The sequence below is a fragment of the Streptomyces sp. A0958 genome (assembly GCF_004795035.1).
Classification (GTDB): Bacteria; Actinomycetota; Actinomycetes; order Streptomycetales; family Streptomycetaceae; genus Streptomyces.
This window is the reverse complement of record NZ_SSBK01000006.1, coordinates 46,290-71,139: the sequence shown is the minus strand read 5'-3', so window position 1 is coordinate 71,139 and position 24,850 is coordinate 46,290. Positions and strand designations below refer to the sequence as shown.

Below are 24,850 nucleotides of genomic sequence, written 5' to 3'. Positions count from 1 at the left end.
GACAATTCGCTTCTTCATTTTCTACCTCCCGTTTCACTGACGTTGGCCAGTGCAAATCATCTGTGGCCGCGTCAGGTATGGGGGGAGATTATCCTCAGGCTGGAAATCGGGCCATCGACTTGAGCTAAACGTGAGCTACCGATCCAACTCCTGCCGCTCCGACCCGGATTGGGTGGTGCGGAGGAACCGGCTCACCGTACGGGGAAGCCGAAGGAGTACCCCTGCTCCCTCAGCCAGGGCAGGACCTGGCGCAGCGCGGCCAGGGTCTGGGAGCGTTCCCCGCCCGCGTCGTGGAAGAGGACGGTCGGTCCGTTGGATATCTCGCTCTTGACGGTGGCGACGATGGTGTCCACACCGGGGTGTTCGAAGTCCTTGGTGTCGACGTTCCAGCCCAGCGGCCGCATCCCGTGTGAGGCGGCGAGCTTGCGGCTGAACGGGGTGAACGCGCCGCCGGGGGCGCGGTAGTACTGCGGCCGGACGCCCCCCGACGCCTTGGTGATCATCCGTTCGGCGTCCAGGATCTCCTTGGACTGGTAGGCCTCGGACTTGGTGTCCATGGTGACGTCGTGCGAGACGGTGTGGTTGCACAGGCGGTGCCCGGCCGCCACGACGTCCTTGACCAGGTCGGGGTAGGCCTGGGCCTGCGTACCCACCATGCAGAACGTGGCCTTGACCCCGTTCTCCTTGAGGAGTTGCAGCACCTGGGGCGTCCAGGTGGGGTCCGGCCCGTCGTCAATGGTGATGTTGACGCCCTTGGCGCCCTGGTCCGAGGCGTGGGCGATGTCCTCCGCGACCTTTTCGGTCGCGGGCCGGTCGTCGTGGTGCGAGGCGGACGGCGACGATACGGGCGCCGGCGACTGCCTTCCCTCGGCGGTGCCGGCCTGGGCCGTCCATACCGAGGTGGCCGCGGCCAGCGCCGTGACCCCGAGAGCCGCCGCGAGAAGCCGGCTGTGCCAGCCCCTTCCCTTGTGCTTCGCCATGTCCGCCCGCCCCTTTGCCGTCGCCGCCGATGCGGTGCCTGCCCTGCCCTGCCCCCACGAGGACATACGAAGTCGGTCCGGAGGATGCCTCTGTTACCGATCGCGGACAAATCTGCGGGAGACCGGCGACAAACGCGGGAGCCGGGGTCCGATGGGGTGCCGATCCGTCGCCCGTGCTGGCAGAGTCGTCCCGCATGATCGACGACTACGCGAAAGAGCGCCTTCACAACAATCTGCGGACGGCGCGTGAGGCAGTCCTCTGGAAGCTCGACGGGCTCGGTGAGTACGACATCCGGCGGCCCCTGACGTGGACCGGGACCAACCTGCTGGGGCTGGTCAAGCACCTGTCGGGCTGGGAGGCCCGGTACTTCGGCGACGTCTTCGACCGGCCGTTCCCCGAGCCCCTGCCCCGGTGGGACGACCCCGAAGCGAACGGCGCCGACATGTGGGCGACCGAGCAGGAGAGCCGAAGCGAGATCACCGACCGCTACCGCCGGGTGTGGGAGCACACGGACGCGACGATCGCCGCCCTCGCCCTGGACGCCCCCGGCCGCGTGCCCTGGTGGGGGCGGCCCGAGGTGAAGCTGTTCGACATCATGGTCCACATGCTCGGCGAGACCGCCAGGCACGCGGGGCACGCCGACATCCTGCGCGAACAGCTCGACCACGCGACGGGGACCACGGCCGCGCTCGCCAACCAGCAGCAGGACGCGGCGGCCATGGACGCGTACCGGGCGAAGATCGAACGGGCGGCGGAAGCGGCGGCTGCCCGGGGCCCGGCTCTGTGAAGGGGGCTGTCCAGGACGGTTCCGACGCCTTGATCACACCAGTCACGCAAAGATCAGGGCAGGGGCGTGTGGCCGGCCCCGTGTCCGCGCTACGTTCGCGGGATGCAGCAGCCTCCGGAACAGGTCCCCGCGCTCCTCGACGGCCCGGCCGTCGACGTCTCCGATGCCCATGAACTACTCCTCGGCTATCTGGAGTGGTACCGCGAGGCCCTGACGCGCAAGCTCACCGGACTGTCCGACGATCAGCTCCGCGCGCCGGTCGAACCGCTCGGCTGGTCGCCGCTCGGCCTGGTCCAGCATCTCGGCTGGGTCGAACGCCGGTGGCTGCGCTGGGGGTTCTCCGCCGAGGACCTGGTCGCCCATCCACCCGGCGGAGACACCGAGGAGTGGACGGTCACCGCGAACACCCCCACCGCGCAGGTCATGTCGGCCTATCGGACCGAGGTGTCCGCGTCGAACTCCGTGCTGGCGACCGCCTCCTTGAGTGACAAGGCGCGTATCGGGGGCCGCTTCACCACGCCTGGCCAAGCACCCACGCTCGGGCGGATTCTCTTTCACCTGCTCCAGGAGTACGCCCGCCACGTCGGCCACCTCGACGTCGCGCGCGAACTCATCGACGGTGAGACCGGCGAGTGATACCGGCGAGTGAGGCCGGCGAGTGAGGCCGACGGCGATTCCGGGGGCGCGGCGCTCCTGACGTTTGCCGTACTGGCGCTGCGTTGATCCTGTTCCGCCGATGAGGGCCGGAAGCCGCCTACCTCGGCGGCAACACCGGCCGCCTCCGATTCGGCGCCGTGTCGTACGTCGGCGGCGTAGCCGGCGGGTGCGCGGCCAGTAGGTCCAGGGCGATGCGGACCGCGTCGTCCAACACCGCGTGGCGGCCCTCCGCCCAGTCCAGGGGGGTGCGCAGGGCCTCCTCGTCCGGTTCCACGCCGTGGTTCTCCACCGACCAGCCGTACGTGTCGAACCACGCCGCGTTCATCGGGACCGTGATCACCGTGCCGTCGCCCAGGCGGTGGCGGCCCGTCATGCCGACCACGCCGCCCCAGGTGCGCTGGCCCACCACCGGGCCCAGCTTCAACAACCGGAACGCGGCGGTGATCATGTCGCCGTCGGAGGAGGTCGCCTCGTCGGCGAGGGCGACGACCGGGCCCCGGGGGGCGTTGGAGGCGTAGGACACGGGCTGCGCGTTGCGGGTCAGGTCCCAGCCCAGGATCGTGCGGGTGAGCTTTTCGACGACCAGCTCGCTGATGTGGCCGCCCGCGTTGCCCCGTACGTCCACGATCAGCGCGGGGCGGGAGACCTCCATGCGCAGGTCGCGGTTGAACTGGGCCCAGCCGGAGCCGCCCATGTCGGGGATGTGGAGGTAGCCGCACCGGCCGCCGCTCAGGTCGCGGACGACCTCGCGGCGCTTGGCGACCCAGTCCTGGTAGCGCAGCGGGCGCTCGTCGATGAGGGGGACCACCGCCACGCGGCGGGAGCGGCCCTCGCCCTCCGCCGGGCGGAAGGTCAGCTCGACCGTGGTGCCGCCCGCCGCGGCGAGCAGGGGATAGGGGCCGGTGACCGGGTCGACCGGGCGGCCGTCCACATGGGTCAGCACCGCGCCCTCGCGGATGCCCGTACCGGCCAGCGGGGAGCGGGCCTTGGAGTCCGAGGAGTCGCCGGGCAGGATGCGCAGCAGGGTCCAGTCCCCGTCCCGGCAGGCGAAGTTGGCGCCGAGCAGGCCGATCGCGCGCTGGTAGTGCGGCGGGCCCTCGTTGCGGCGGGCGGGCGAGACGTACGCGTGGGAGGTGCCCAGCTCGCCGAGGACTTCGCGCAGGAGGTCGGCGAACTCGTCGGGGGTGGCGACGCGTTCGACCAGGGGGCGGTACTGGTCCAGGACCGCCGGCCAGTCGATGCCGCACATGTCCGGCTCCCAGAAGTACGAGCGGATGATGCGGCCCGCCTCGTCGTACGCCTGGCGCCACTCCGCCGCCGGGTCCACCTCGTGCAGGATGCGGCGCAGGTCGAGGTAGACCGTGGAGTCGTTGTCGCCGGGTTCCGTGGCGGGGACGGCGCGCAGTTCGCCGTCGTCCATGACGACCAGGCGGGAGGCGTCGCCGCTGACGGCGAACCAGTCGAGGTGGCCGACCAGTTCGGTCTTCCGCGCCTTGGCGATGCTGAAGTGCTCCAGGGTCGGCCGGCCCGACATGTCCGCCGGGTTGGCGAAGGTCTCGCCGAGCGCCCCGGAGATCGGCCAGCGCAGCCACACGAGCCCGCCGCCGCTGACCGGGTACAGCGCAGAGTACTTGGACGCCGCGACCGGGAACGGCGTCACCCGGCTCTCCAGGCCCTCGAACTCGACGGTGACCGTGGAGCCCTCCGCCGCCCCCGCCTCGGCCGTGTCGATGGGGTCCAGGCCGCCGGCGGCGGGCCGGCCGTCGGGGAGCAGGGCGAAGGGGGACGGGGTCGCCGAGGAGAGCGGTACCAGGTAGGGGCGGCAGCCGAGCGGGAAGGACAGGTCGCCGGTGTGCACGTCGTACACCGGGTCGAAGCCGCGCCAGGACAGGAAGGCCAGGTAGCGGCCGTCGCCCGTGAAGACCGGGTTCTCGTCCTCGAAGCGGCCGTTGGTGACGTCCACGACGGCCGGGGCGCCGGGGCCCATGATCCGGGCCAGCTTGATCTTGCGCAGCGAGCGGCCGATGCCGGGGTGCGACCAGGTCAGCCAGGCGCCGTCCGGGGAGAAGGCGAGGTCGCGGACCGGGCCGTTGACGGAGCGGATCAGCTCGGCCGGCTCGCCGGTGGACGTCTCCTCGTCGGTGTCCAGGAGGAGCAGGCGGCCGTCGTGCGAGGCGATGGCGAGGCGTTCGCCGTCCGGGTCGGAGACCAGCTCCTGGACCCGGCCGATCAGGCCGGAGGCGAGCCGGCGCGTCGGGCGGTCGCCGCTGGCGCGCGGCAGCTGGGCGATCTCGATCGCGTCCTCGCCCTCCGCGTCGGTGACGTACGCGACCTGGCCGCCGCTGCCCAGCATCTCCGGCAGCCGCACCCGGACGCCCGGGGTGTCGGAGATGGTGCGGGCGGGCCCGTCGCGGTGGGTGAGCCAGTACAGGCTGCCGCGTACCGACACGGCGCTCGCCCGGCCGGTCTCGTCCACGGACAGCGCGTCCACGTTGCTCGCGGCCGGCACCTGGTACGTACGCCGTCCGGCGCGCGGGCCGCCGAGCCGGACCTCCAGCCTGCGGGGCACGGCGTCGGGGGACTCCAGGTCGTCCACGAGCCACAGCTCGCCCGCGCACTGGTAGACGACCCGCCGCCCGTCGCTCGACGCGTGCCGGGCGTAGAACGCGTCGTGGTCGGTGTGCCGGCGCAGGCCGGAGCCGTCGGGGCGGCAGGAGTAGAGGTTGCCGACGCCCTCGTGGTCGGAGAGGAACGCGATCCGGCCGCCGACGAACATGGGGGAGTCCAGGTGCCCGCCGATGTCCGGGAGCAGCCGCTCGCCGTGCAACCACAGCCGGCCCGTCGCCCCGCCCCGGTAGCGCTTCCAGGCGGCAGGTTCGTGCGGCGGGGTGCCGGTGAGGAGGAGGGTGCGGCGCTCACCGTCGATGTCGGCGACCGCGATGTCGGAGACCGGGCCCCAGGGCAGCTTGCCGCCGGGGCCGCCGTCGGTGGGGACGCTGTAGGCCCAGGAGAAGTACGAGAACGGCTGGTTGTGCGAGGAGACGGCGAGGATCTGCGAGGCGTCGCCGGGGTCGGGCGTCCAGCCGCGCACCCGGGCGTCGGTCGAGCCCCAGTAGGTGAGCCGGCGGGACGGGCCGCCGCAGACAGGGGCGAGATGGATCTCGGGGTCGAAGCTGCGCCAGGTCGTGTACGCGATCCGGGTTCCGTCGGGGGAGAAGCGCGGATGGCTGACCCGGGTGCGGTCGACGGTGACCCGCCAGGCCCGTCCTGGGCGCTCTCCCTCGGCGGCGAGCGGGGCGACCCAGAGATCGTCCTCGGCCGCGAAGCAGAGCAGATCCTCGTGGAGGTGCGGGAACCGGAGATACGAGACGTCGTCACTCACCCCACCCATGCTTTCCGCGCGCGGGGGCAGCGGCAACTCAGGGAGGACCCCGCGGCAGGGACAGCTCTGTGGTGCGGGACACAAGCGAAACTATTCCGTTTCGCTAGGGCGGTGAAGTACCGTTCTCGTGTACGAAACAGTTTCGTTCGATTTGCTTATACGCAGCTTACGCCCCGCCCGGCGGGCCCACGGGAACAGGAGGTCGATCCATGGCGCGCACACGGCTCACGCCCGAGCGTGAGAGCGAGCTGTACGCCGCCGTGCTCGACCTGCTCCGCGAGGTCGGTTACGACGCCCTCACGATGGACGCCGTCGCCGCGCGTACGCATTCCAGCAAGGCCACCCTCTACCGCCAGTGGGGGAACAAGCCGGCGCTCGTCGTCACGGCCCTGCGGCACAACAAGCCCGGCACCCTGGGCGACGTCGACACCGGCTCGCTGCGCGGTGACTTCCATGCCGTCCTCAGCCGCAGCGACGACTGTCAGATGGAGAAGGACGCCGCGCTGATGCGGGGTCTGAGCCATGCCGTCCACAACAACCCCGACCTCCTCCAAGCCCTGCGCGAACTGCTGGTCGAGCCCGAGATGACGGGTCTCGACACGCTGCTGCGCCGAGCCGTGGACCGGGGAGAGGTGAGCCCGGACAACCCGGCGCTCAGATACGTACCGCACATGCTGATCGGCGCCTTCGCCACTCGGCAGCTGGTCGAGGACCGCCCCGTCGACCAGGCGTTCCTCCTCGACTACGTCGACGCCGTGATCCTCCCCGCTCTCGGCGTCTGACGGTCCGTCCCCGCTCCCCGCACGGCCCCTCCCCAAGCCCCACCTGACACGCCGCTCTCGTCGTCGGGCTGGTTCCTCACGCCCCTTTTCCACTCAACGACCTGACCGGGAGTAAGCCCTCGTGGCCACATTCCTCTACAAGCTCGGACGGCTCGCCTTCCGGCGCCGCCGCTATGTCGCCCTGATCTGGGTGGCACTGCTGGCACTCGCCGGATTCGGCGCGGCCTCCGCGTCGACCGCCACCTCCAGCTCCTTCTCCATCCCCGGCACGGAGGCCCAGAAGGCCTTCGACCTGCTGGAACAGCGCTTCCCGGCCGCCAGCGCCGACGGCGCCACCGCGCGCATCGTCTTCAAGGCCCCCGAGCACGAGAAGATGACGGACGCGGCCAACAAGGCCGAGGTCAACAAGATCACCCGTGAGCTGAAGGCCGGCTCCGACCAGATCGCCTCGGTCGTCGACCCGTACGCCGGCAAGGCCGTCTCCAAGAACGGCTCGACCGCGTACATCTCCGTCACCTACAAGGTCAACTCGATGGAGCTGACCGACGCGACCCGCGACGCCCTGGAGGACGCGGGCGAGGCGGCGCAGAAGAGCGGGATGACCGTGGAGATCGGCGGTGACGCGCTCCAGGCGATGCCGGAGACCGGCGCCACCGAGATCATCGGCGTGGCCATCGCCGCCGTCGTGCTCGTCGTCACCTTCGGCTCGCTCATCGCGGCCGGGCTGCCGCTGCTCACCGCCCTGATCGGCGTCGGTATCGGCGTCTCCACGATCACCGCGCTGGCCAACGTGCTCGACCTGGGCAGCACCACCTCCACGCTCGCGATGATGATCGGCCTCGCGGTCGGCATCGACTACGCGCTGTTCATCGTCTCCCGCTACCGCGCCGAACTGGCCGAGGGCCGGGAACGCGAGGAGGCGGCGGGCCGGGCGGTCGGCACGGCCGGGTCCGCGGTCGTCTTCGCCGGGCTCACCGTGGTCATCGCCCTGGTCGGCCTGGCCGTCGTCAACATCCCGATGCTGTCCAAGATGGGCTTCGCCGCGGCCGGCACGGTCGCCATCGCCGTCCTCATCGCGCTGACCCTCGTCCCGGCCCTGCTGGGCTTCGCGGGCAAGCGGGTCCTGGGCCGCAAGGCGCGCAAGGCCGCCGAGGCGGAGAACAGTCCCGACGCGAAGCCGAACATGGGCACCCGCTGGGCCCGGTTCGTGCTGCGCAAGCCGGTGTGGGTGCTGCTCGTCGGCGTCCTGGGCCTCGGCGCCATCGCCGTACCGGCCGCCTCGCTGGAGATGGGCCTGCCGGACGACGGCTCCCAGCCCACCAGCACCACCCAGCGCCGCGCCTACGACCTGCTCTCCGACGGCTTCGGCCCCGGCTTCAACGGCCCGCTGCTGGTCGTCGTGGACACGGCGGACAGCTCCGACGGCAAGACCGCGGCCAAGCAGGTCGGCGACAGGATCGCCGACATGAAGGGCGTCGTCGCCGTCACCCCGGCCATCTTCAACAAGGCCGGCGACGCGGCGATGATCACCGTCGTCCCGAAGGACCGGCCGAGCTCCGTCGAGACGGAGAACGTGGTCCACGCGATCCGCGACGCGGGCAAGGACATCAAGTCCGACACCGGCGCCGAGGTGCTCGTCACCGGCTCCACCGCGATGAACATCGACTTCTCGCAGAAGATGAACGACGCGCTGCTGCCCTACCTGGCGCTCGTCGTCGGCCTCGCCTTCCTGCTGCTGATGGTCGTCTTCCGGTCCATCCTGGTGCCGCTCAAGGCGGCGCTCGGCTTCCTGCTCTCGGTCGTCGCGGCCCTGGGCGCGGTCGTCGCGGTCTTCCAGTGGGGCTGGCTCGCCTCGCTCTTCGGGGTCGAGCAGACCGGTCCGATCATGTCGATGATGCCGATCTTCATGGTGGGCGTGGTCTTCGGCCTGGCGATGGACTACGAGGTCTTCCTCGTCACCCGGATGCGTGAGGCCTACGTCCACGGCGAGAAGCCCGGCCAGGCCATCGTCACCGGCTTCAAGCACGGGGCCCGGGTCGTCACGGCCGCGGCCGTGATCATGATGGCGGTCTTCTCCGGATTCATCGGCTCCAGCGAATCGATGATCAAGATGATCGGCTTCTCGCTGGCCATCGCCGTCTTCTTCGACGCGTTCGTCGTCCGCATGGCCATCGTGCCCGCCGTCCTGGCGCTGCTCGGCAAGCGCGCCTGGTGGCTGCCGAGCTGGCTGGACCGGGTGCTGCCCAACGTGGACGTCGAGGGCGAGGGGCTGCGCAAGGAGCTGGACGAGCCCTCGTCCGGCGACGCCGGCCCGGACGCCGGGGGCGAGCGCGAGCTGGTCCGCGTCTGAGGTCCACCGACTCCGGGGCCCTCGCACACGAGCGGGGGCCCGGGAATCGGGAGCCGCTGAACTCCGGGGCCGCGTCTGAGCTGTGCGCGGCCCCGGGAGCCCGGGTTACCTGTGGGGACGGGGGGCCGGGGCGACGAGAGCCCCCGTGCACGCGAGCACGGGGGCTCTCGTCATGTCCGCGCTCAGGCGCGGGCGGTCTCGGGCGTCGTGACCTCGCGGTGCGTACGCCGTATGAAGCGGACCATCGGGGCGCTGTCGAACTGCACCACGTCGACGCCGGCCGCGCCGTGCCGCTCCACGACCAGCTGCACCCGGCCGCACGGCCAGATCCGCAGGCCGTCCTGCTCGACGGGATAGCGCAGCCCGCGCTCCAGCAGCTCGCGCTCGATGGCCCACTCCGTGCCGCCGGGGAAGGCGACGCGGACGGTGGCGGGGGTGTCGGCGCCGTCGTACCGCAGCTCGACCGGTACGACGGGCAGGTCGCGGGCGTCGGTGACGAGCCGGGCTCGGGCATGTTCATGGATCACGGGGGACATGGGCCGGCTCTCCTCCTGTGTGTACATCTTTGTCCTCTAATGTCCCATATTTTACGTAAAGGGCACTATGGGGGCCCTGTGTAGTTGTGACTGACGCGCTCTTGCGAACGCTTCGCAACAAGGCCCTATCATTGAGAGGTTCATGACCCCGCGCACCCGGCGCAGCAACGCAGGAACGCAGGAAGCGGAGCCTCCCCCATGCATGTACCCGACGGATTCATCAACCCACCTGTCTCCGCCGTGGCGGGCGTCGTCGCCGCCGGTGCCGTGGCCGTCAGCCTGAAGGGGGCCCGCCGCGAACTCGACGAGCGCACCGCGCCGCTGGCCGGGCTCGTCGCCGCCTTCATCTTCGCCGTACAGATGCTGAACTTCCCCGTCGCGGCCGGCACCAGCGGCCATCTGCTCGGCGGGGCGCTGGCCGCGATACTCGTCGGGCCCTACACCGGCGTGCTCTGCATATCCGTCGTCCTGCTGATGCAGGGCATCCTCTTCGCCGACGGCGGGCTCACCGCGCTCGGGGTCAACGTCCTGGACATGGGCATCGTGACCACCGTCGTCGCGTACGCCCTCTTCCGCGGCCTGGTCGGCGTGCTGCCGCGCACCCGCCGCTCCATGACCGCCGCCTCGTTCGTCGCCGCGCTGGTCTCCGTACCGGCCGCCGCCTGCGCCTTCACGCTGATGTACTGGATCGGCGGCACGGCCGACATCCCGATCGGCAAGGTCTTCACCGCCATGGTCGGCGTCCACGTCCTCATCGGCATCGGCGAGGCCGTGATCACCGCGCTCACCGTCGGCGCCGTCCTCGCCGTCCGCCCCGACCTGGTCCACGGCGCCCGCGGCCTCGCCGCCCCGCTCAAGCTCCGCGTCGACGGCGAACTGGTCGACGCCCCCGCCCCCGCCCCCGCGCCCGAGCGCGAGCCCGTCGCCGCCGCCACCCACCGGCCGACCCGCGGCCTGTGGGCCACCGGCCTGGTCACCGCCCTCGTGCTGGCCGGCTTCGTCTCCTTCTACGCCTCCGCCAACCCGGACGGCCTGGAGAAGGTCGCCACCGACCAGGGCATCGACAAGGAGGCCAAGGAGCACGCCGCCAAGGACTCCCCGCTCGCCGACTACGGCGTCAAGGACGTCTCCAACACCCGGCTCTCCGGCGGACTGGCCGGCGTGATCGGCGTGGGCGCCACCCTCGTCGCGGGCAGCGGCGCCTTCTACGTCGTCTCCCGCCGCCGCCGTACGAAGGACGACGCCGAGGCCGGCACCCGTACCGACGAGAGGGTCTGATGGGCGCCGGCCACGCGCACAAGCTCTACCGGCACGGGCACTCACCGGTCCACGACCTGCCGCCGCACTGCAAGCTCGCCGCCGTCTTCTGTTTCGTCGTGGTCGTCGTCTCCACCCCGCGCGAGGCCGTCTGGGCCTTCGGGCTCTACGCGCTGCTCATCGCGGGCGTCACCGCGCTCGCCCGCATCCCGGCCGGCTTCCTGCTGAAACGGCTGCTCATCGAGGTGCCGTTCGTCGCGTTCGCCGTGCTCATGCCGTTCGTCGTGCCCGGCGAGCAGACCCACGTCCTCGGGCTCTCCGTCAGCGTCCCCGGCCTCTGGGGCGCCTGGAACGTGCTGGCCAAGGGCACCCTCGGCGTCGCCGCCTCCGTGCTCCTGGCCTCCACCACCGAACTGCGCTCCCTGCTGCTCGGCCTCCAGCGCCTCAAACTGCCGCCGCTGCTCGTCCAGATCGCCTCGTTCATGATCCGCTACGGCGATGTGATCACCGACGAGATGCGTCGCATGTCCATCGCCCGCCGCTCGCGCGGCTTCGAGGCGCGCGGCGTACGGCAGTGGGGCGTCCTCGCCAAATCGGCGGGCGCCCTGTTCATCCGCTCCTACGAGCGCGGCGAACGCGTCCACCTCGCCATGGTCAGCCGGGGCTACACCGGCTCCATGCCGGTCATCGACGAGGTGACCGCCTCGCGCACCCAGTGGGCGTACGCCTCGGCCCTCCCCCTGCTCGCCCTGGCCGTGTGTCTGGTGGGATGGACCGTATGAGCTCCGACCCCGCCCCCGTACCGCCCTCCCTGGAGGTCAGCGGCCTCGCCTACGCCTACCCCGACGGACACCAGGCGCTCTTCGGCGTCGACCTGACCGTAGAGCGCGGCGAGCGCGTCGCGCTGCTCGGCCCGAACGGCGCCGGCAAGACCACCCTGGTCCTCCACCTCAACGGCATCCTGGAGGCGGGCGCCGGCTCGGTGCGCGTCGCCGGGATGCCGGTCGGCAAGCGCGACATGGCCGAGATCCGCCGCCGCGTCGGCATCGTCTTCCAGGACCCCGACGACCAGCTCTTCATGCCCACCGTCCGCGAGGACGTCGCCTTCGGCCCCGCCGCCGGCGGGCTGCGCGGCGCCGAGCTGGAGGAGCGGGTCATGGAAGCGCTGAAACAGGTCGGCATGGAGGAGTACGCGGACCGGCCGCCGCACCACCTCTCCTTCGGCCAGCGCCGCCGCGTCGCCGTCGCCACCGTCCTCGCCATGCGGCCGGAGATCCTCGTCCTGGACGAACCCTCCTCCAACCTGGACCCGGCCTCCCGCCGCGAACTCGCCGACATCCTGCGCGCTTTGGACGTCACCGTCCTGATGGTCACGCACGACCTGCCGTACGCGCTGGAGCTGTGCGGGCGCGCGGTCATCCTCAGCGACGGGGTCATCGCCGCCGACGACCGCACCCAGGACCTGCTGTGCGACGAGGCCCTGATGCGCGCCCACCGCCTGGAACTCCCCTTCGGCTTCGACCCGCGCTCGGTGACGGTCCGGACGCAGTGAGGTCCGGGCAGGCTCGCTCGGGGGCGGTCCGGGCTCCGCGACGACGTACGGACCGCTCGTGCCATTTGTTCCGTGACGGTGAACTTGCGGTGACCCGGCCCACCTTCCACCTGCGGCGGCGTGCACCATGGGGGGATGAGCGGGAGCGGAGCAGGGGTGGACGTACGGGGTACGGCGGCGCCCGGATTCGAAGCGGTCCGGGACGCCTTCGTCCGTAACTTCGAGCAGCGGGGTGACCGCGGTGCCGCGGTCACCGTGTACCGGCACGGGCGCAAGGTCGTCGACCTGTGGGCCGGCACCAGAGACGTCGACGGCACCGAACCATGGGCCGTCGACACCGTCCAGGTCGTCCGCTCCGCCGGCAAGGGCATCGCCGCCGCCGTACCGCTGCTGCTGCACCAGCGCGGCCAGATCGACCTGCACGCCCCGGTCTCCACCTACTGGCCCGAATTCAAGGCGAACGGCAAGGAACGCGTCCTCGTCCGCCACCTCCTCGCCCACCGGGCCGGAGTCCCCGCCCTGGACCGGCCGCTGACCCCCGAGGAGGCCGCCGACGGGGTGAGCGGGGCACGGGCCGTCGCCGCCCAGCGCCCCGCCTGGGAGCCCGGCACCGCCCACGGCTACCACGCGCAGACCTACAGCTGGCTCGTCGGCGAACTCGTGCGGCGCGTCACCGGACGGACCGTCGGCCGCTGGGTCGCCGAGGAGATCGCCCGCCCGCTCGGCCTGGACTTCTGGTTCGGCATCCCGGACGACGAGGCCCACCGCATCGGCCGGATCGGCCCGGTCGAGCCGCCGGCCGACGAGAACACCGGCGCCCTGCGGATGCGCCCCAAGCGCTCGGTGGTGGACGCCTACCGCGACCCGGAGTCGCTGACCCGGCGGGCGTTCGGCGCCATCGACCCGTTCCCCGACGAGAACGACCCCGGCTACCGGGCCGCCGAACTCCCCGCGTCCAACGGCATCGCCACCGCCCGCGGCCTGGCCCGCTGCTACGCGGCGATGATCGGCCCGGTCGACGGCCACCGGCTGTTCGCCCCCGCCACCCTCACCCTCGCCCGCACCGAGGAGTCGGCGGGCCCCGACCAGGTCCTCGTCGTCTCCACCCGCTTCGGCCTCGGCTACATGCTGCACGGCCCCGCCGCCCCGCTCCTCGCCCCCGGCTCCTTCGGACACCCGGGCCGCGGCGGCTCGCTGGGCTTCGCCGACCCCGAGTCCGGCATCGCCTTCGGCTACGTGACCAACGGCCTCCAGAAGGGAGTCACCGCCGACCCCAGGTCCCAGGCCCTGGTCCGCGCGGTACGGTCGGCGCTATGACTCCTGCCGCTCCCGCCGCCCGCGCGCGCTTCGACGGATACGCCGTCCTGATCACCGGCGCGGGCCGGGGCATCGGCGCCGCCACCGCCCGCCTGCTGGCCGCCGAGGGCGCCCGCGTCCTCGTCACCGACCTGGAAGGCGACCGGGCCGAGGCCGTGGCCGCCGAGATCCGGGAGAGCGGCGGCACGGCCGAGGCGCTGGCCTGCGACGTGGCGGGCCGGGGAGCGGTCGAGGCGGCCGTCGCACGCGCCGTCGAGGCGTTCGGCGGGCTCGACGTCCTGGTCAACAACGCCTACGCCTGCACCGTCGACAGCACGCTCTTCGAGGACGAGCCGGACGAGACCTGGCACCGCGACCTGGACATCACGCTCGGCGGCGCCTACCGATGCTCGCGCGCCGCGATGCCGCACCTCGCCGCGTCCGGGCGGGGCGCGATCGTCTCCATCGGCTCGGTCAACGGCACGCAGGACTTCGGCAACCACGCCTACAGCGCCGCCAAGGCGGGCCTGGCGAGCCTCACCCGGACGCTCGCCGGCCACGCCGGGCCGCGCGGCGTGCGGGCCAACATCGTCGTACCCGGCACGATCCGTACCGACGCCTGGGCGGGCCGCGAAGCCGAGCTGGACCGGGTCAGCTCCCTCTACCCGCTCGGCCGGGTCGGCGAACCGGAGGACATCGCCTCCGCCGTCGCCTTCCTCGCCTCGTCCGAAGCGGCCTGGATCACCGGCACCTCGCTGTGCGTGGACGGCGGCCTGACCGCGGTGAACACCGGCTTCCGCAACGCCGTCACCGAGTAGCCGCACTCCGCCGCGAACGCTCACCCCGCCCGTGTGCAAGTACGGGGTGAGACCGCCGCCCGGCGGACTCGGACAGGAGACTTCATGGACCCGGACGAGGATCTACTGGTTCGCTCCGCACGCGAACCAACGGCCTTCGAGCCGCTGGTCGCCCGGCACTCCGCGGCCCTGCACGGCTACCTCGTACGCCGCGCGCCGGCAGCCGCCGACGACCTGCTCTCCGAGGTGTGGCTCCAGGCGTACGCCCACCGCAAGAAGTTCGACGCCACGCGCGGCTCCGCCCGGGGCTGGCTGTTCGGCGTCGCCGGGAACGTACTGTCCCGGCACCGGCAGGCCGTGGCACGCGCCGCGGCCCGCGAACAGCGGCAGCACCCCGACGCCACGACGGCCGACCCCTGGCAGGCCGTCGACCAGCGCCTCGACGCGGTCTCCGTCGGCCCGGAGCTGCGCAAGAAGCTCGCTGAACTCCCCGAGAACGAGCGCGAGTTGCTGCTGCTCGTGGCCTGGGAGCAGCTGACCCCCGCGGAGGCCGCCGCCGCCGTCGGCGTCCCCGCCGGCACCGCACGTTCCCGTCTGCACCGGGCCCGTACCCGGCTGCGCGACGGACTTTCCAGAACCACCCGTACGACCCTGACGGGAGACTTCGCATGACGCACGAGGACCAGCACACGGACCTTCTCGACTTCCCCGGCGCCGCCGCCCTGGAGCGCGCCGGCCGGACCGAACCGCTCGACCCGGCCGTCCAGGCACGGGCCCACTCCCTGGTCCTGGGGGCCATCGACGCGGACACCCAGGAGACCGTCCAGTCCAAGGTCGTCAAGCCCCGCTTCGGCCGGAACCGGATGTTCGCCCTCGCCGCCGCGGTCGCGGCCGTCGCGGTGGGCGCCGCGATCCTCCCGGTCACCGACATCGGCGGCGACGGACCGGCGGCCAGCGCGTCGGCGTCCGAGGTGTTCACCACCATGGCCGACCACGTCGCGGGGAACGAGCGCGTCAACGCCGAGTCGGTAGCCGAGCACGTCAAGGGCGAGTCGGCGGCCGCCCCGTACTGGAAGACCAAGGTGACGGGATGGGTGGAGGGTAACCACGCCTCCACCGACACCATCTACCTGAGCCGTGACTCGATGACCATCAAGAGCGAGGACGGGACGACCGCCGTCAAGAAGTTCGACTCGGAACGCAAGTGGGCCGTCGGCAAGGGCTGGGTGGACTGGGACCACCTCAAGAACCTGCCCGCCGAGCCGGACGCACTGCGCCGCGCACTTTCCGCCGGAGCCAAGGGGAGCGACGCCGCCGCTGAGCAGACCGTCCGGCAGGCCGGTGAGCTGCTGATCAGCGCGCCCATCACCAACAAGGTGCGAGCCGCGGTCTTCCGCGTCCTGGCGAAGACTCCCGGCGCCACGGTGAAGGAGGGCGTGAAGGACGCGGTCGGCCGCTCCGGCACCCGGATCACCTGGAAGTGGGACAAGCGCTTCACCGAGCAGAACCCGAAGGACTCGGGCTTCAGCCCGGCCACGGACGGGAAGAACCCCAAGGGCTACAAGCTGGAACCCGGCCCGATCCTCCGCCAGCACTGGATCGTCTCCCCGTCCGACGGCCGCATCCTGGAGGTCGACCACGACGAGCACGACAAGCCCGGCCACGTCGTCCGCCGCTCGACCTACCTGAGCGTGGGGCCGGCGAAGACCACGGGCTGACACCCGGCCCGCCACACGGCCTCCCGGGGGCGGACAGCCCCCGGGAGGCCGTTCGGCCGGCTCCCGCCGCGGTGCGCATACGCTGGTGCGCATGACCTCAGTGGAGGAGGAGCGCCCGCGCGCGCTGCTCGCGGGCGCTTCGCGGCGGTGGGTGCGCGCGCTGCCGTGGGCCGTGGCGTTCGTGCTGTGCGTCGCCCTGCTGCCCACCATCATCCAGGTCCTCACCAACGACTACGGCCTGAACGGGGGCGTCGCCGGCGCGCTGGCCGTCGCCCAGGCCGCACCGCTGCTGCTCGCCGTCGTACGGCCGCTGCACGCCTGGTACGTGATCTTCGCAGCGGACGTGGCGGGGACGCTCGCCCTGCTCACCGTCGACTTCGACGAGCGGCTGCTGTGGCCGTTCCCGCCCATGGAGATCGTCGGGTACGTCGGCCTCTGCCTGGCCCTGGGCCTGCGCGAGCGGCGCCGGACGCTGCTGCGGGTGTGGCTGGCCACGGCGGTCGCGAACGTGGCCCTGGGGTTCGCCGCGCCCCACGGCTTCGGCGCCGGGGACCTGCTGTTCACCATCCTCGGGGGCGTCGTGCTCCTGCTGGGCGGTGCGCTCCGTGAGCGGTCCGAGGTGCAGCGCAGGCTGGCCGAGCAGGAGACGATCAGCGAGGCCGAGCGCGGCCGGCGCACGCTGCTGGAGGAGCGTGCCCGGATCGCCCGCGAACTGCACGACGTGGTGGCCCACCACATGTCCGTCATCACGGTGCAGGCGGACACCGCGGAGTACCGCCACGACGGGCTGCCGCCCGAGATGCGGGAGGAGTTCACCACCATCGCGGCCACCGCGCGCCAGTCGCTCGGCGAGATGCGAAGGCTCCTCGGCGTGCTGCGCAACGAGGAGTCGCGGGGCGAACTCGTGCCCCAGCCGGGCCTGGCGCAGATCGGGCCCCTGGCGGAGGCGACGGCAAGGGCCAGCGGGCCGGTGGAGTTCACCTCCTGCGACGTCGATGCGCCCGAAGCGGTGGGCCTGTCCGCCTACCGGATCGTCCAGGAGGCCCTGGCGAACGTCGTGAGGCACGCGCCGGGAGCACACACGCGGGTGTCGCTGTCCGTGTCGGAACCCGATCCGCCGGCCGGCCCGCGGCTCACCGTCCTGGTCGTCAACGGCCCGCCACCGGACGCCCCCGCCGGGCCGCTCGAAGCGAGCGGCACCGGGCACGGTCTCGTCGGCATGCGCGAGCGGGTACGGATCATCGGCGGCACCCTCGACGCGGGGCCGCTCCCGGACGGCGGCTTCCGGGTCGCCGCCTTTCTTCCTCTGACCGGAACGGACTTCACGTGACGACACGCGTCATCATCGTCGACGACCAGGCCATGGTGCGGGCGGGCTTCGCCGCGCTGCTGGCCGCCCAGAGCGACATCGACGTGGTGGGCGAGGCCCCCGACGGCGCGCAGGGCGTCGAGCTGAGCCGGCACACCCGTCCCGATGTCGTGCTGATGGACGTCCGGATGCCCGGGATGAACGGCCTGGAGGCCGCACGCGACCTCCTGCACCCGCCGTCGGGTGTGACCCACCGGCCCCGCGTCCTGATGCTCACCACCTTCGACATCGACGACTACGTCTACGAGGCGCTCCGGGCGGGCGCGAGCGGCTTCCTCCTCAAGGACGCGCCACCGGCCGACCTGATCTCGGCGGTCCGCGTCGTGGCCTCGGGCGACGCGTTGCTCGCTCCCTCCGTGACGCGCCGCCTCATCGCGGACTTCGTCAAGCAGCGCCCCGCCGCCCGGGGCAAGCCCGCGCAGCGGCTCAAGGGGCTGACGGAGCGCGAGACCGAGGTCCTCGCACTGGTGGCCCGCGGCCTGTCGAACGGGGAGATCGCGCAGACACTGGTGCTGGCCGAGCAGACGGTGAAGACCCACGTCAGCCGCGTCCTCACCAAGCTCGACCTGCGCGACCGCGCCCAGGCGGTGGTCTTCGCCTACGAGTCGGGGCTGGTGGCCGCGGGCGAGTAGCACGTTCCACGCCCGGCCGCTCTCCTCCACCCCCTACCGCGGTAGTACAGCCACTTTGGCTCCCGGGTATGACGCCCGGCGCACAGCCTTCCCCGCACTCTTCACACGTCGCAGAAGCGCACGTGTGAGGGAGACCGGAAAATGAGGCTACGCAGCGGCAAGCGGCGGAAGGCGGGCGACCGGCCGGAGGCGGACAACCGGCCCGGGGGCCCGCCCGCCACGCCCGGTCTCGCCGTCGAACTGCGCGACGTCCGGCGGCACTACGGACGCGGGGCGGGCACGGTGCACGCCCTCGTGGGCATCGACCTGGCCCTGCCGCGCGGCACGTTCACCGCGGTCATGGGCCCCTCCGGGTCCGGCAAATCCACCTTCCTGCAGTGCGCCGCCGGTCTCGACCGGCCGTCGGCGGGATCGGTGCGTCTCGGCGGTACGGAGATCACCGGCATGAGCGAGAACGAGCTGACCGAGCTGCGCCGCGGCCGCCTCGGCTTCGTCTTCCAGGCGTTCAACCTGCTGCCGTCGCTGACCGTGGAGCAGAACGTGCTGCTGCCGATGCGGCTGGCCGGGCAGCGCCGGGACGGGCACCGGGCACAGGCGGTGCTCGCCCAGGTCGGACTCGCGGACAAGGCGCGGCGCAGGCCGGCGGAGCTCTCCGGCGGTCAGCAGCAGCGCGTGGCCGTCGCCCGCGCCCTGGCCGCCGAACCCGACGTGATCTTCGCGGACGAGCCCACCGGCGCCCTCGACACCGGCACCGCCGCCGAGGTCCTCGGCCTGCTGCGCAACGCGGTGGACGCCCTCGGGGCCACCGTCGTCATGGTCACCCACGACCCGACCGCGGCCGCCTGGGCCGACCGTGTGCTGTTCCTGGCCGACGGCGCCTTCGCCGACCACGTCGAGCGCGGCTCGGCGGAGCAGATCGCGGCCAGGATGGCCGCGCTCACCTCACGCACCGCCCGCGCCGGGGCGATGGCAGGGGTGGCGGCATGAGGCGCCCCAACGGACTCGCACGCGAGGCCATCCGCTTCAAACCCGCGTCCTTCGCGGGAACCTTCCTCGCGCTGCTGATGTCCGCACTGATCGTCTCGGCCTGCGGAATCCTGCTGGAGACCGGCCTGCGCGCCTCCGTGCCGCCCGAGCGGTACGCAGCCGCGCCGGTCGTCGCGGCGGCGGACCAGAACGAGTACGTCGTCACCGGCAGCGGCGAGGACCTGGAGAAGGAGGCGACGCCGCTGCCGGACACCGCACGGATGGACGCCGGGCTGGCGGCGAAGGCCGCCGAGGCGCCGGGCGCGGCCACCGCCGTCGCGGACTTCACCTTTCCCGTGCACGCGCCGGGCGGCGGCGCCGGCTCCGGCGCCCGGGAACTGCACGTCCCGGGGGGTGTGCTCACCGCGCACGGATGGGGCGCGCACACCTTCACCGGCACCTCGCTGACCGCCGGCTCCGCGCCCCGCGAGGGCGAGGTCGTGCTCGACGCGGGTACGGCCCGCGCCGCGCGGGCTTCCGTCGGTGACACCGTCGTGCTGGAGACCGCCGCCGGGCAGCGGGACTTCCGCGTCGCCGGCATCGCCGAGGCCGGCTCCGCGGAGACCGTCCGGGATTCCGGCGAGGCGGGTGCCATGACCTGGTTCGCCGACGCCCAGGCCCCCACCCTCGCCGGGCACCCCGGCAAGGCCGACGCCGTAGTCGTGCTGCCGGAGGAGGGCACCGGCACCGACGCTCTCGCCGACGCCGTGAAGCAGGCCCTCGCCGGCTCCGGTGTCCTGGTCCACACCGGCGACGACCGCGGCGGCGTCGAGGACCCGGGCCTCGGGTACGCCAAGGTGACACTCTTCGGAATCGGCGGCTCCTTCGGCGGCATCGCCGCCATCGTCGCGGTCTTCACCGCCGCCGGGACCGTGGCGCTCTCGGTCGGTCAGCGGGCCCGCTCCTTCGCCCTGCTGCGCGCCATCGGCGCCACCCCGCGGCAGGTCCGCCGCGCGGTCGCCTCCGAAGCGCTGCTCGTCGCGCCGCTCGCCGGGATCGTCGGCTGCCTGCCCGGCATCGGGCTCGCGCACTGGTGGTTCGGGCAGCTCCAGGACCGTGGCGCCGTCCCGCGCGCCGTGGACCTGCACGTCTCCGGTCTCCCGCTGCTCGCCGCCGTCGTCATGGGGTTGCTCACCGCGCTCGGCGCAGGCTGGATGGCCGGGCGCCGGCCCGCGAGGATCAAGCCGGGACAGGCGCTGTCGGAAGCGTCGGTGGAGCGGCTGCGGCCCGGTCCGGTCCGCACCTTCCTCGGCGTCGGCGCCCTCGTCGGAGGCGCGATCCTCACCGGCGTGTCCGCCCGCTCCGCCGGGGACGACGCGGCCGGTGCCGCCCTCGGAGTCGTCATGCTCTTCATGCTCGCCGTCGGGCTGCTCGGCCCGCTGGTGGCGCGGCTGTGCGCGGGCCTGTTCGGGCTGCCGCTGCGCGGCGCGGGGCCGTCGGCCGGGCTCGCGGCCGCCAACTCCCGCGCCAACGCCCGCCGCCTCGCCTCCGCGATCACCCCGATCGTGCTCGCCGTGGCCTTCTCCTCGACCCTCGTGTTCATGCACACGAGCGAGAGCCACGCCGCCGACAAGCAGTTGCGCGCGGGTATCACCGCGGACCACGTGGTGACGGACCCTGCCGGGCTCCCGGTGGACGCGGCGGCCCGCGCGGCCCGCGCGCCGGGTGTCCAGGCAGCCGTCGGGCTGCTGAACACACAGGTGCTGGTGCCGACCGGCTCCGGCGAATTCAAGTCGCTGCAGGGGGCGGCCACCCAGGGCGTCACCGGCTCCGGCGCCGAACTGGCGAAGGTGCAGGACCTGGACGTACGCGAGGGCAGCCTCGACCGGCTCCGCGCGGGCCGTATCGCCATCGACCGCACCCTGGCGGATTCGGCGGACGCCGGCGTCGGCGACCGGCTCCCGCTCTACCTCCCCGACGGGACCGAGGCCGCCCCCGAGATCGTCGCGGTCTACGGCCGGGGCCTCGGCCTGGCCGCGGTGACCATGGACCGGGCGTCCCTGGCCGGGCACGTCACCTCGGGCTTCGACAGCACGCTGCTGGTACGGGGCGGCTCGGAGGAGCCGCTCACCGCCCTGGGCGAGGTGACCGACGCCTCCGGCTACGCCACCGAGCGGAATCGCGACGCGGAACTGGGCGCCTGGATGAACAACACCATGGCCGCGGTCCTCGGCGGATTCGCAGCCGTCGCCGCGGTCAACACCCTGGTGATGACGGTCCTGGACCGCCGCCCCGAACTGGGCGCGCTGCGTCTCGTCGGCGCCACCCGGCGGCAGGTGATGACGATGCTCCGCTGGGAGGCCCTCCTGGTCTCCGCGGTGGGCATGGTCCTCGGCACCGCGATCGCCGCGGCCACGCTCATCCCGATGATGAACGGCGTGACCGGCGACGCGCCGTACGTGCCACCGCCGATGTACGGAGCCCTCGCGGTGGCCGTCGGCGGCCTGGCCCTGCTCGCGGTCGGGCTGCCGGCCAGGGGCTCGCTGCGCCGCTGGTCGTAGCGGAACCGTACGAGGCGGGAGCCCGGGTGACACCGGCTCCCGCCGCCCTGTCGACGGGGAGCGCCGACGGCCTCCCGGGGGCAGTCCCGGGAGGCCTGTCGCGGCGTGGCCGTTCCCTCAAACGGAACGCCGAGGTGGTGGTAGCGCTGCCCTTTCGGCGGTCATGCCCGGGGCGGGGAGTCCGGTCAGCTGTAGACGCCGAACTCGTAGAGCGAGTAGCCGTAGCCCGAGCCGCGCTCCGTGCCGTTGACGCGGACGTAGCGGCCGGCGGCGGTGACGTCCAGGTCGTCGATGTCACCGTTGCCGTCCGTCACGGACTTCACCGTCGTCCAGTTCTGGCCGTCCTCGGACGTCTGGATCTCGTAGGACCTGGCGTACGCCGGGTCCCAGGCGAGCTGCACGTGCTTGATGGCCGTGGAGGTGCCCAGGTCGACCTGGAGCCACTGCGGGTCGCTCCAGTCGCCGGCCCAGCGGGTGTCGAACCTGCCGTCCACCGCGTTCTCCGCGCCGCACGGGCAGCCGCCCGTGGGGTCCGTCTGGAAGGAGGAGGCCGTGGCGGGCTTGCCCTGGGCGACGTTGGTGCCGTCCACCTTCGGCGGGACCACCTTGAGGGACTTGGTCTCGATGCCCACGTTGCCGTGGCCGTCCGTGGCCTTCACGTACACCTTGTAGACGCCGGTCTTGCCGGGGGCCTTCGCGGTGAGGGTGCCGTCGCCGTTGTCCTTGGTCTCGGCGGGGACGAGCGCCTTGTTCTCGTCGATGTAGTTGCTGCTGAAGAGGACCTGGTAGGTGGTCGCGTCGCCGTCCGGGTCGGTGGTGCGGGTGGTGACGTGTACGTCGCTGCCGGTCGGGACGCCCTCCGTGGCGTCGTCGACCGTCATGTCCGTGATCACCGGCGGGGTGTTGTCACCCGAGGTGTCGGCGCCGTACGCCTTCTTCACCGCGTAGTACGAGAGCCGCTTCTCCCCGCCCGGCAGCAGGTTGAACCAGACACCGCCGAAGTCGTCCTCGACGCCGTAGTGGAACATCGTCGCGCCGAGCGCCACCCCCGTGTGACCCGTGACGCAGTCCCACGCCTCGGTGTATCCCTCGGCCTTCGCGGTGTCGGTGGGCTCGTCCGGTACGCCGTTGGCGTCGTCGTCCACCTCCCACTCACCGGCCGGGCCCGTCTCCGTGACGATGTACGGCTTGTCGTAACCGCCCTGATCCCAGTCCGACTTGACGTTGCACACCGCGTCGTAGGCGTTCGCGGCGTACAGGTCGAGGTCGGGGGCGTTCTTCTTGTAGTACGGCCAGGCACCGGTCCAGGCGTCCGTGGAGGTGACCGGGTGGTTCGGGTCCACCTCGTGGATCTTCTTGGCGATGTCGTTGACGAAAGAGGTGTACGCGTTGCGCTGGGCCTCCAACTCGTCGCCGCCGTAGCAGTTCTGGAGGCCGAGCGTGGACTCGTTGCCGACGTTCCACATGAGGACGCCCGGGTTGTCCTTGTAGGTGTCGACCCACGTGGGGAACTCGGCGAGCATGTCGTTCTTGTACTGCGTGTCCGTCAGGTAGTCGACGCAACCGCCGCTGCCTGGGCCGCCGCCTGGCTGGAGCCAGAAGCCGGCTATCACCTTGACGCCGTTGGCCGCCGCCGTGTCGAAGAGCGGCTTGCTGGTGGCGTCCGTGCCCCAGGTGCGGATGGTGTTGACGCCCATCGACGCCACATCGGGCATGTACTTTTCGGCGTCGGCGACCGAGGGGCCCCAGGTGAGGCCCTTGACCGTGTACGGCGAACCGTCCACCGTCAGCTGCCAGTCGCCCTGCGAACCGGTGACCTTCACGACGTTGCCGGCCGCCTGGGCCGCGGGCGCCTGGAGCGCGAGCAGGCCGCCGCCGAGCAGGGCGGCCGCCGCCACCGGTGCCACGAGGCGCCGAGCGGTACGGGTGGGGGGATGGTGCATGTGACTCTCCTTGCGAGTGGGGGGAGTTGGAGGGCGGGGAGGTGGGGGGAGCGGGGGGTTGGGGAAGAGGAGCTGGGAGTGGGTCAGGGCGCGCCCGGTGTCCGGGGCCGATCTTGGAGAGCGCTCTCCGTGGCGGGCCGAAAAAAGGCCCCGGACGTGGGGGTACGCGGGGTGTCCGCTACGGCAGTTCGTAGTTCCCGTCGAGCACCGCGCCCTTGTCGGGGTGGTTCTCGTCGTAGCCGTGCGGGTCACACTGGAGGCCGCCCTTGACGCAGTGGGTGACCATCGCGTCGAGCGTGGCGGTGTCCCAGCCGTTCATGAAGTCGTAGTGGAACGAGAAGCCGGCGCCGCTCGCCAGCTTCACCTGCGACATGTCACCGTTGACCGGCCAGGCCATCTTGAACTCGATCATCGGCAGGGCGACCGGGTGCTCGGCCGGGCAGGAGTTGTAGTTGTTGCCCGAGGCCACCGGGTAGGCCATGTGGCTCTGGTGGTCCGGCGTGTCCAGGTGGATGCCGTCCCAGCAACTGGGCGCCTGGAGGCGCAGGTTGAGCTGCACGTCCCGGCGGTCGGGGCAGGTCGCGGGGAAGTCGTAGTTCTTGAACGAGTCACCGCACTCCCAGCCCTCGACGGTGCCCTTGAGGTTCCTGAACTCCTCCTGGCTCTGCATCGGGCTGCCGACGACGTACCGCAGGCCCTTCGGGAAGGGGCGGACGCTGGTGTAGTCGGTGACGCCCGACTTGTAGTAGATGGTCTGGACGCCGTCCGGGAGGATCTTCGTGTCCCCGTCGAACAGGCTCGGCATCCAGTAGCCCGACTTGTCACCCGGCGCCAGACACGTGGTGTCCCCGGACTCCAGTGAGGCGGCGGTGGTGTAGGCGTCGGTGGTGGTGTTGCCCATGAACGTGTGGTCGTGGGACTTGCCGGGCTGGCCCGGGTAGACGATCGGGTCGTCCGGGGCGGTGTGCGTGGGGGCGCACTTGGCCTGGAACTCGTGGAAGTACGCCTGCGGCGGGACCGCCGTCGAGGGCACGACCCCGGTGACCGGCGGGTCGGCCATGATGTAGCCGTCCCCGTCCGGGTCGTCGCCCGAGGCCCGGGTGGACGCCTCCATGCCGGGCATCCCCGGCATGGAGTACCCGGCGTGCTCCGCGTGCGCGGTGGTGGCCGTTTCGGTGGATGCGTTCGCCGTCGCCGCGATCCCGGCGATGCCCGCCGTGGTCAGGCCGAGCGAGGTGAACAAGAGCAGTCCGGTGAGGGTTCTGGACCTCCGTGGCATGGAGA

At 72.2% G+C, this 24,850-nt stretch carries 20 protein-coding genes; 15 read left to right on the top strand and 5 right to left on the bottom strand.

What is annotated here, in order from left to right:
- Window positions 1-191 precede the first annotated feature (191 nt).
- Entirely contained in the window at window positions 192-980 is a 789-nt protein-coding gene (locus E6P78_RS08625; protein ID WP_136202934.1) for a polysaccharide deacetylase family protein, read from the bottom strand.
- A 194-nt stretch (window positions 981-1,174) separates the two neighbouring features.
- Between E6P78_RS08625 and E6P78_RS08620 the strand changes: the two genes are divergently transcribed.
- The gene (locus E6P78_RS08620; protein WP_168712588.1) at window positions 1,175-1,768 is read left to right on the top strand and encodes a DinB family protein; all 594 of its coding nucleotides are present in this window, start codon (window positions 1,175-1,177) and stop codon (window positions 1,766-1,768) included.
- Between the two features lie 102 nt (window positions 1,769-1,870).
- Entirely contained in the window at window positions 1,871-2,404 is a 534-nt protein-coding gene (locus E6P78_RS08615; protein ID WP_136202933.1) for a DinB family protein, read from the top strand.
- A 118-nt stretch (window positions 2,405-2,522) separates the two neighbouring features.
- On the opposite strand, the gene E6P78_RS08610 is transcribed toward E6P78_RS08615, so the two are convergent.
- Entirely contained in the window at window positions 2,523-5,807 is a 3,285-nt protein-coding gene (locus E6P78_RS08610) for a S41 family peptidase (protein ID WP_136202932.1), read from the bottom strand.
- Window positions 5,808-6,016: 209 nt separating this feature from the next.
- On the opposite strand from E6P78_RS08610, the gene E6P78_RS08605 reads away from it, so the two are divergent.
- Together E6P78_RS08605 and E6P78_RS08600 are read left to right on the top strand one after the other, a co-directional pair.
- A complete protein-coding gene (locus E6P78_RS08605; RefSeq protein ID WP_136202931.1) occupies window positions 6,017-6,589 on the top strand; it encodes a TetR/AcrR family transcriptional regulator in 573 nt (190 codons plus the stop codon).
- Window positions 6,590-6,710: 121 nt separating this feature from the next.
- A complete protein-coding gene (locus E6P78_RS08600; RefSeq protein WP_136202930.1) occupies window positions 6,711-8,939 on the top strand; it encodes an MMPL family transporter in 2,229 nt (742 codons plus the stop codon).
- A gap of 182 nt (window positions 8,940-9,121) precedes the next feature.
- On the opposite strand, the gene E6P78_RS08595 is transcribed toward E6P78_RS08600, so the two are convergent.
- Window positions 9,122-9,475: an SsgA family sporulation/cell division regulator gene (locus E6P78_RS08595; RefSeq protein WP_136202929.1), complete on the bottom strand. Its 354-nt coding sequence runs from the start codon at window positions 9,473-9,475 to the stop codon at window positions 9,122-9,124.
- A 198-nt stretch (window positions 9,476-9,673) separates the two neighbouring features.
- Between E6P78_RS08595 and E6P78_RS08590 the strand changes: the two genes are divergently transcribed.
- From E6P78_RS08590 to E6P78_RS08540, 11 genes are all read left to right on the top strand, one after another.
- Window positions 9,674-10,753: an energy-coupling factor ABC transporter permease gene (locus E6P78_RS08590; protein WP_136202928.1), complete on the top strand. Its 1,080-nt coding sequence runs from the start codon at window positions 9,674-9,676 to the stop codon at window positions 10,751-10,753.
- Complete coding sequence (cbiQ, locus tag E6P78_RS08585; protein WP_136202927.1) at window positions 10,753-11,514, top strand: cobalt ECF transporter T component CbiQ; 762 nt, start codon at window positions 10,753-10,755, stop codon at window positions 11,512-11,514. The genes E6P78_RS08590 and cbiQ overlap by 1 nt, the downstream gene beginning before the upstream one ends.
- A complete protein-coding gene (locus tag E6P78_RS08580; RefSeq protein ID WP_136202926.1) occupies window positions 11,511-12,284 on the top strand; it encodes an ABC transporter ATP-binding protein in 774 nt (257 codons plus the stop codon). The genes cbiQ and E6P78_RS08580 overlap by 4 nt, the downstream gene beginning before the upstream one ends.
- 156 nt (window positions 12,285-12,440) lie before the next feature.
- Window positions 12,441-13,601: a serine hydrolase domain-containing protein gene (locus E6P78_RS08575; RefSeq protein WP_136203109.1), complete on the top strand. Its 1,161-nt coding sequence runs from the start codon at window positions 12,441-12,443 to the stop codon at window positions 13,599-13,601.
- Window positions 13,598-14,398 (top strand): SDR family NAD(P)-dependent oxidoreductase, encoded by an 801-nt coding sequence (locus E6P78_RS08570; protein ID WP_136202925.1) that lies wholly within the window; start codon window positions 13,598-13,600, stop codon window positions 14,396-14,398. Before E6P78_RS08575 ends, E6P78_RS08570 begins: the two co-directional genes overlap by 4 nt.
- 84 nt (window positions 14,399-14,482) lie before the next feature.
- The gene (locus E6P78_RS08565) at window positions 14,483-15,049 is read left to right on the top strand and encodes a sigma-70 family RNA polymerase sigma factor (protein WP_136202924.1); all 567 of its coding nucleotides are present in this window, start codon (window positions 14,483-14,485) and stop codon (window positions 15,047-15,049) included.
- On the top strand, window positions 15,046-16,095 hold the full coding sequence (locus E6P78_RS08560; RefSeq protein ID WP_136202923.1) for a hypothetical protein: 1,050 nt from the start codon (window positions 15,046-15,048) through the stop codon (window positions 16,093-16,095). Before E6P78_RS08565 ends, E6P78_RS08560 begins: the two co-directional genes overlap by 4 nt.
- A gap of 91 nt (window positions 16,096-16,186) precedes the next feature.
- A complete protein-coding gene (locus E6P78_RS08555; RefSeq protein ID WP_136202922.1) occupies window positions 16,187-17,425 on the top strand; it encodes a histidine kinase in 1,239 nt (412 codons plus the stop codon).
- A complete protein-coding gene (locus tag E6P78_RS08550) occupies window positions 17,422-18,096 on the top strand; it encodes a response regulator transcription factor (RefSeq protein WP_136202921.1) in 675 nt (224 codons plus the stop codon). The genes E6P78_RS08555 and E6P78_RS08550 overlap by 4 nt, the downstream gene beginning before the upstream one ends.
- Before the next feature lie 141 nt (window positions 18,097-18,237).
- Window positions 18,238-19,083 carry an ABC transporter ATP-binding protein gene (locus tag E6P78_RS08545; protein WP_136202920.1) on the top strand — a complete coding sequence of 282 codons (846 nt, stop codon included), beginning with the start codon at window positions 18,238-18,240 and terminating at the stop codon, window positions 19,081-19,083.
- Window positions 19,080-21,623: an FtsX-like permease family protein gene (locus tag E6P78_RS08540; RefSeq protein WP_136202919.1), complete on the top strand. Its 2,544-nt coding sequence runs from the start codon at window positions 19,080-19,082 to the stop codon at window positions 21,621-21,623. The genes E6P78_RS08545 and E6P78_RS08540 overlap by 4 nt, the downstream gene beginning before the upstream one ends.
- Window positions 21,624-21,808: 185 nt before the next feature.
- Here the strand turns inward: E6P78_RS08540 and E6P78_RS08535 are convergent, their stop codons facing one another.
- Both E6P78_RS08535 and E6P78_RS08530 read right to left on the bottom strand, forming a co-directional pair.
- Window positions 21,809-23,566 carry a discoidin domain-containing protein gene (locus E6P78_RS08535; protein ID WP_136202918.1) on the bottom strand — a complete coding sequence of 586 codons (1,758 nt, stop codon included), beginning with the start codon at window positions 23,564-23,566 and terminating at the stop codon, window positions 21,809-21,811.
- A gap of 178 nt (window positions 23,567-23,744) precedes the next feature.
- Window positions 23,745-24,845, bottom strand: a complete 1,101-nt coding sequence (locus E6P78_RS08530; protein ID WP_168712587.1) for a DUF1996 domain-containing protein — start codon at window positions 24,843-24,845, stop codon at window positions 23,745-23,747.
- Between the last annotated feature and the right edge of the window lie 5 nt (window positions 24,846-24,850).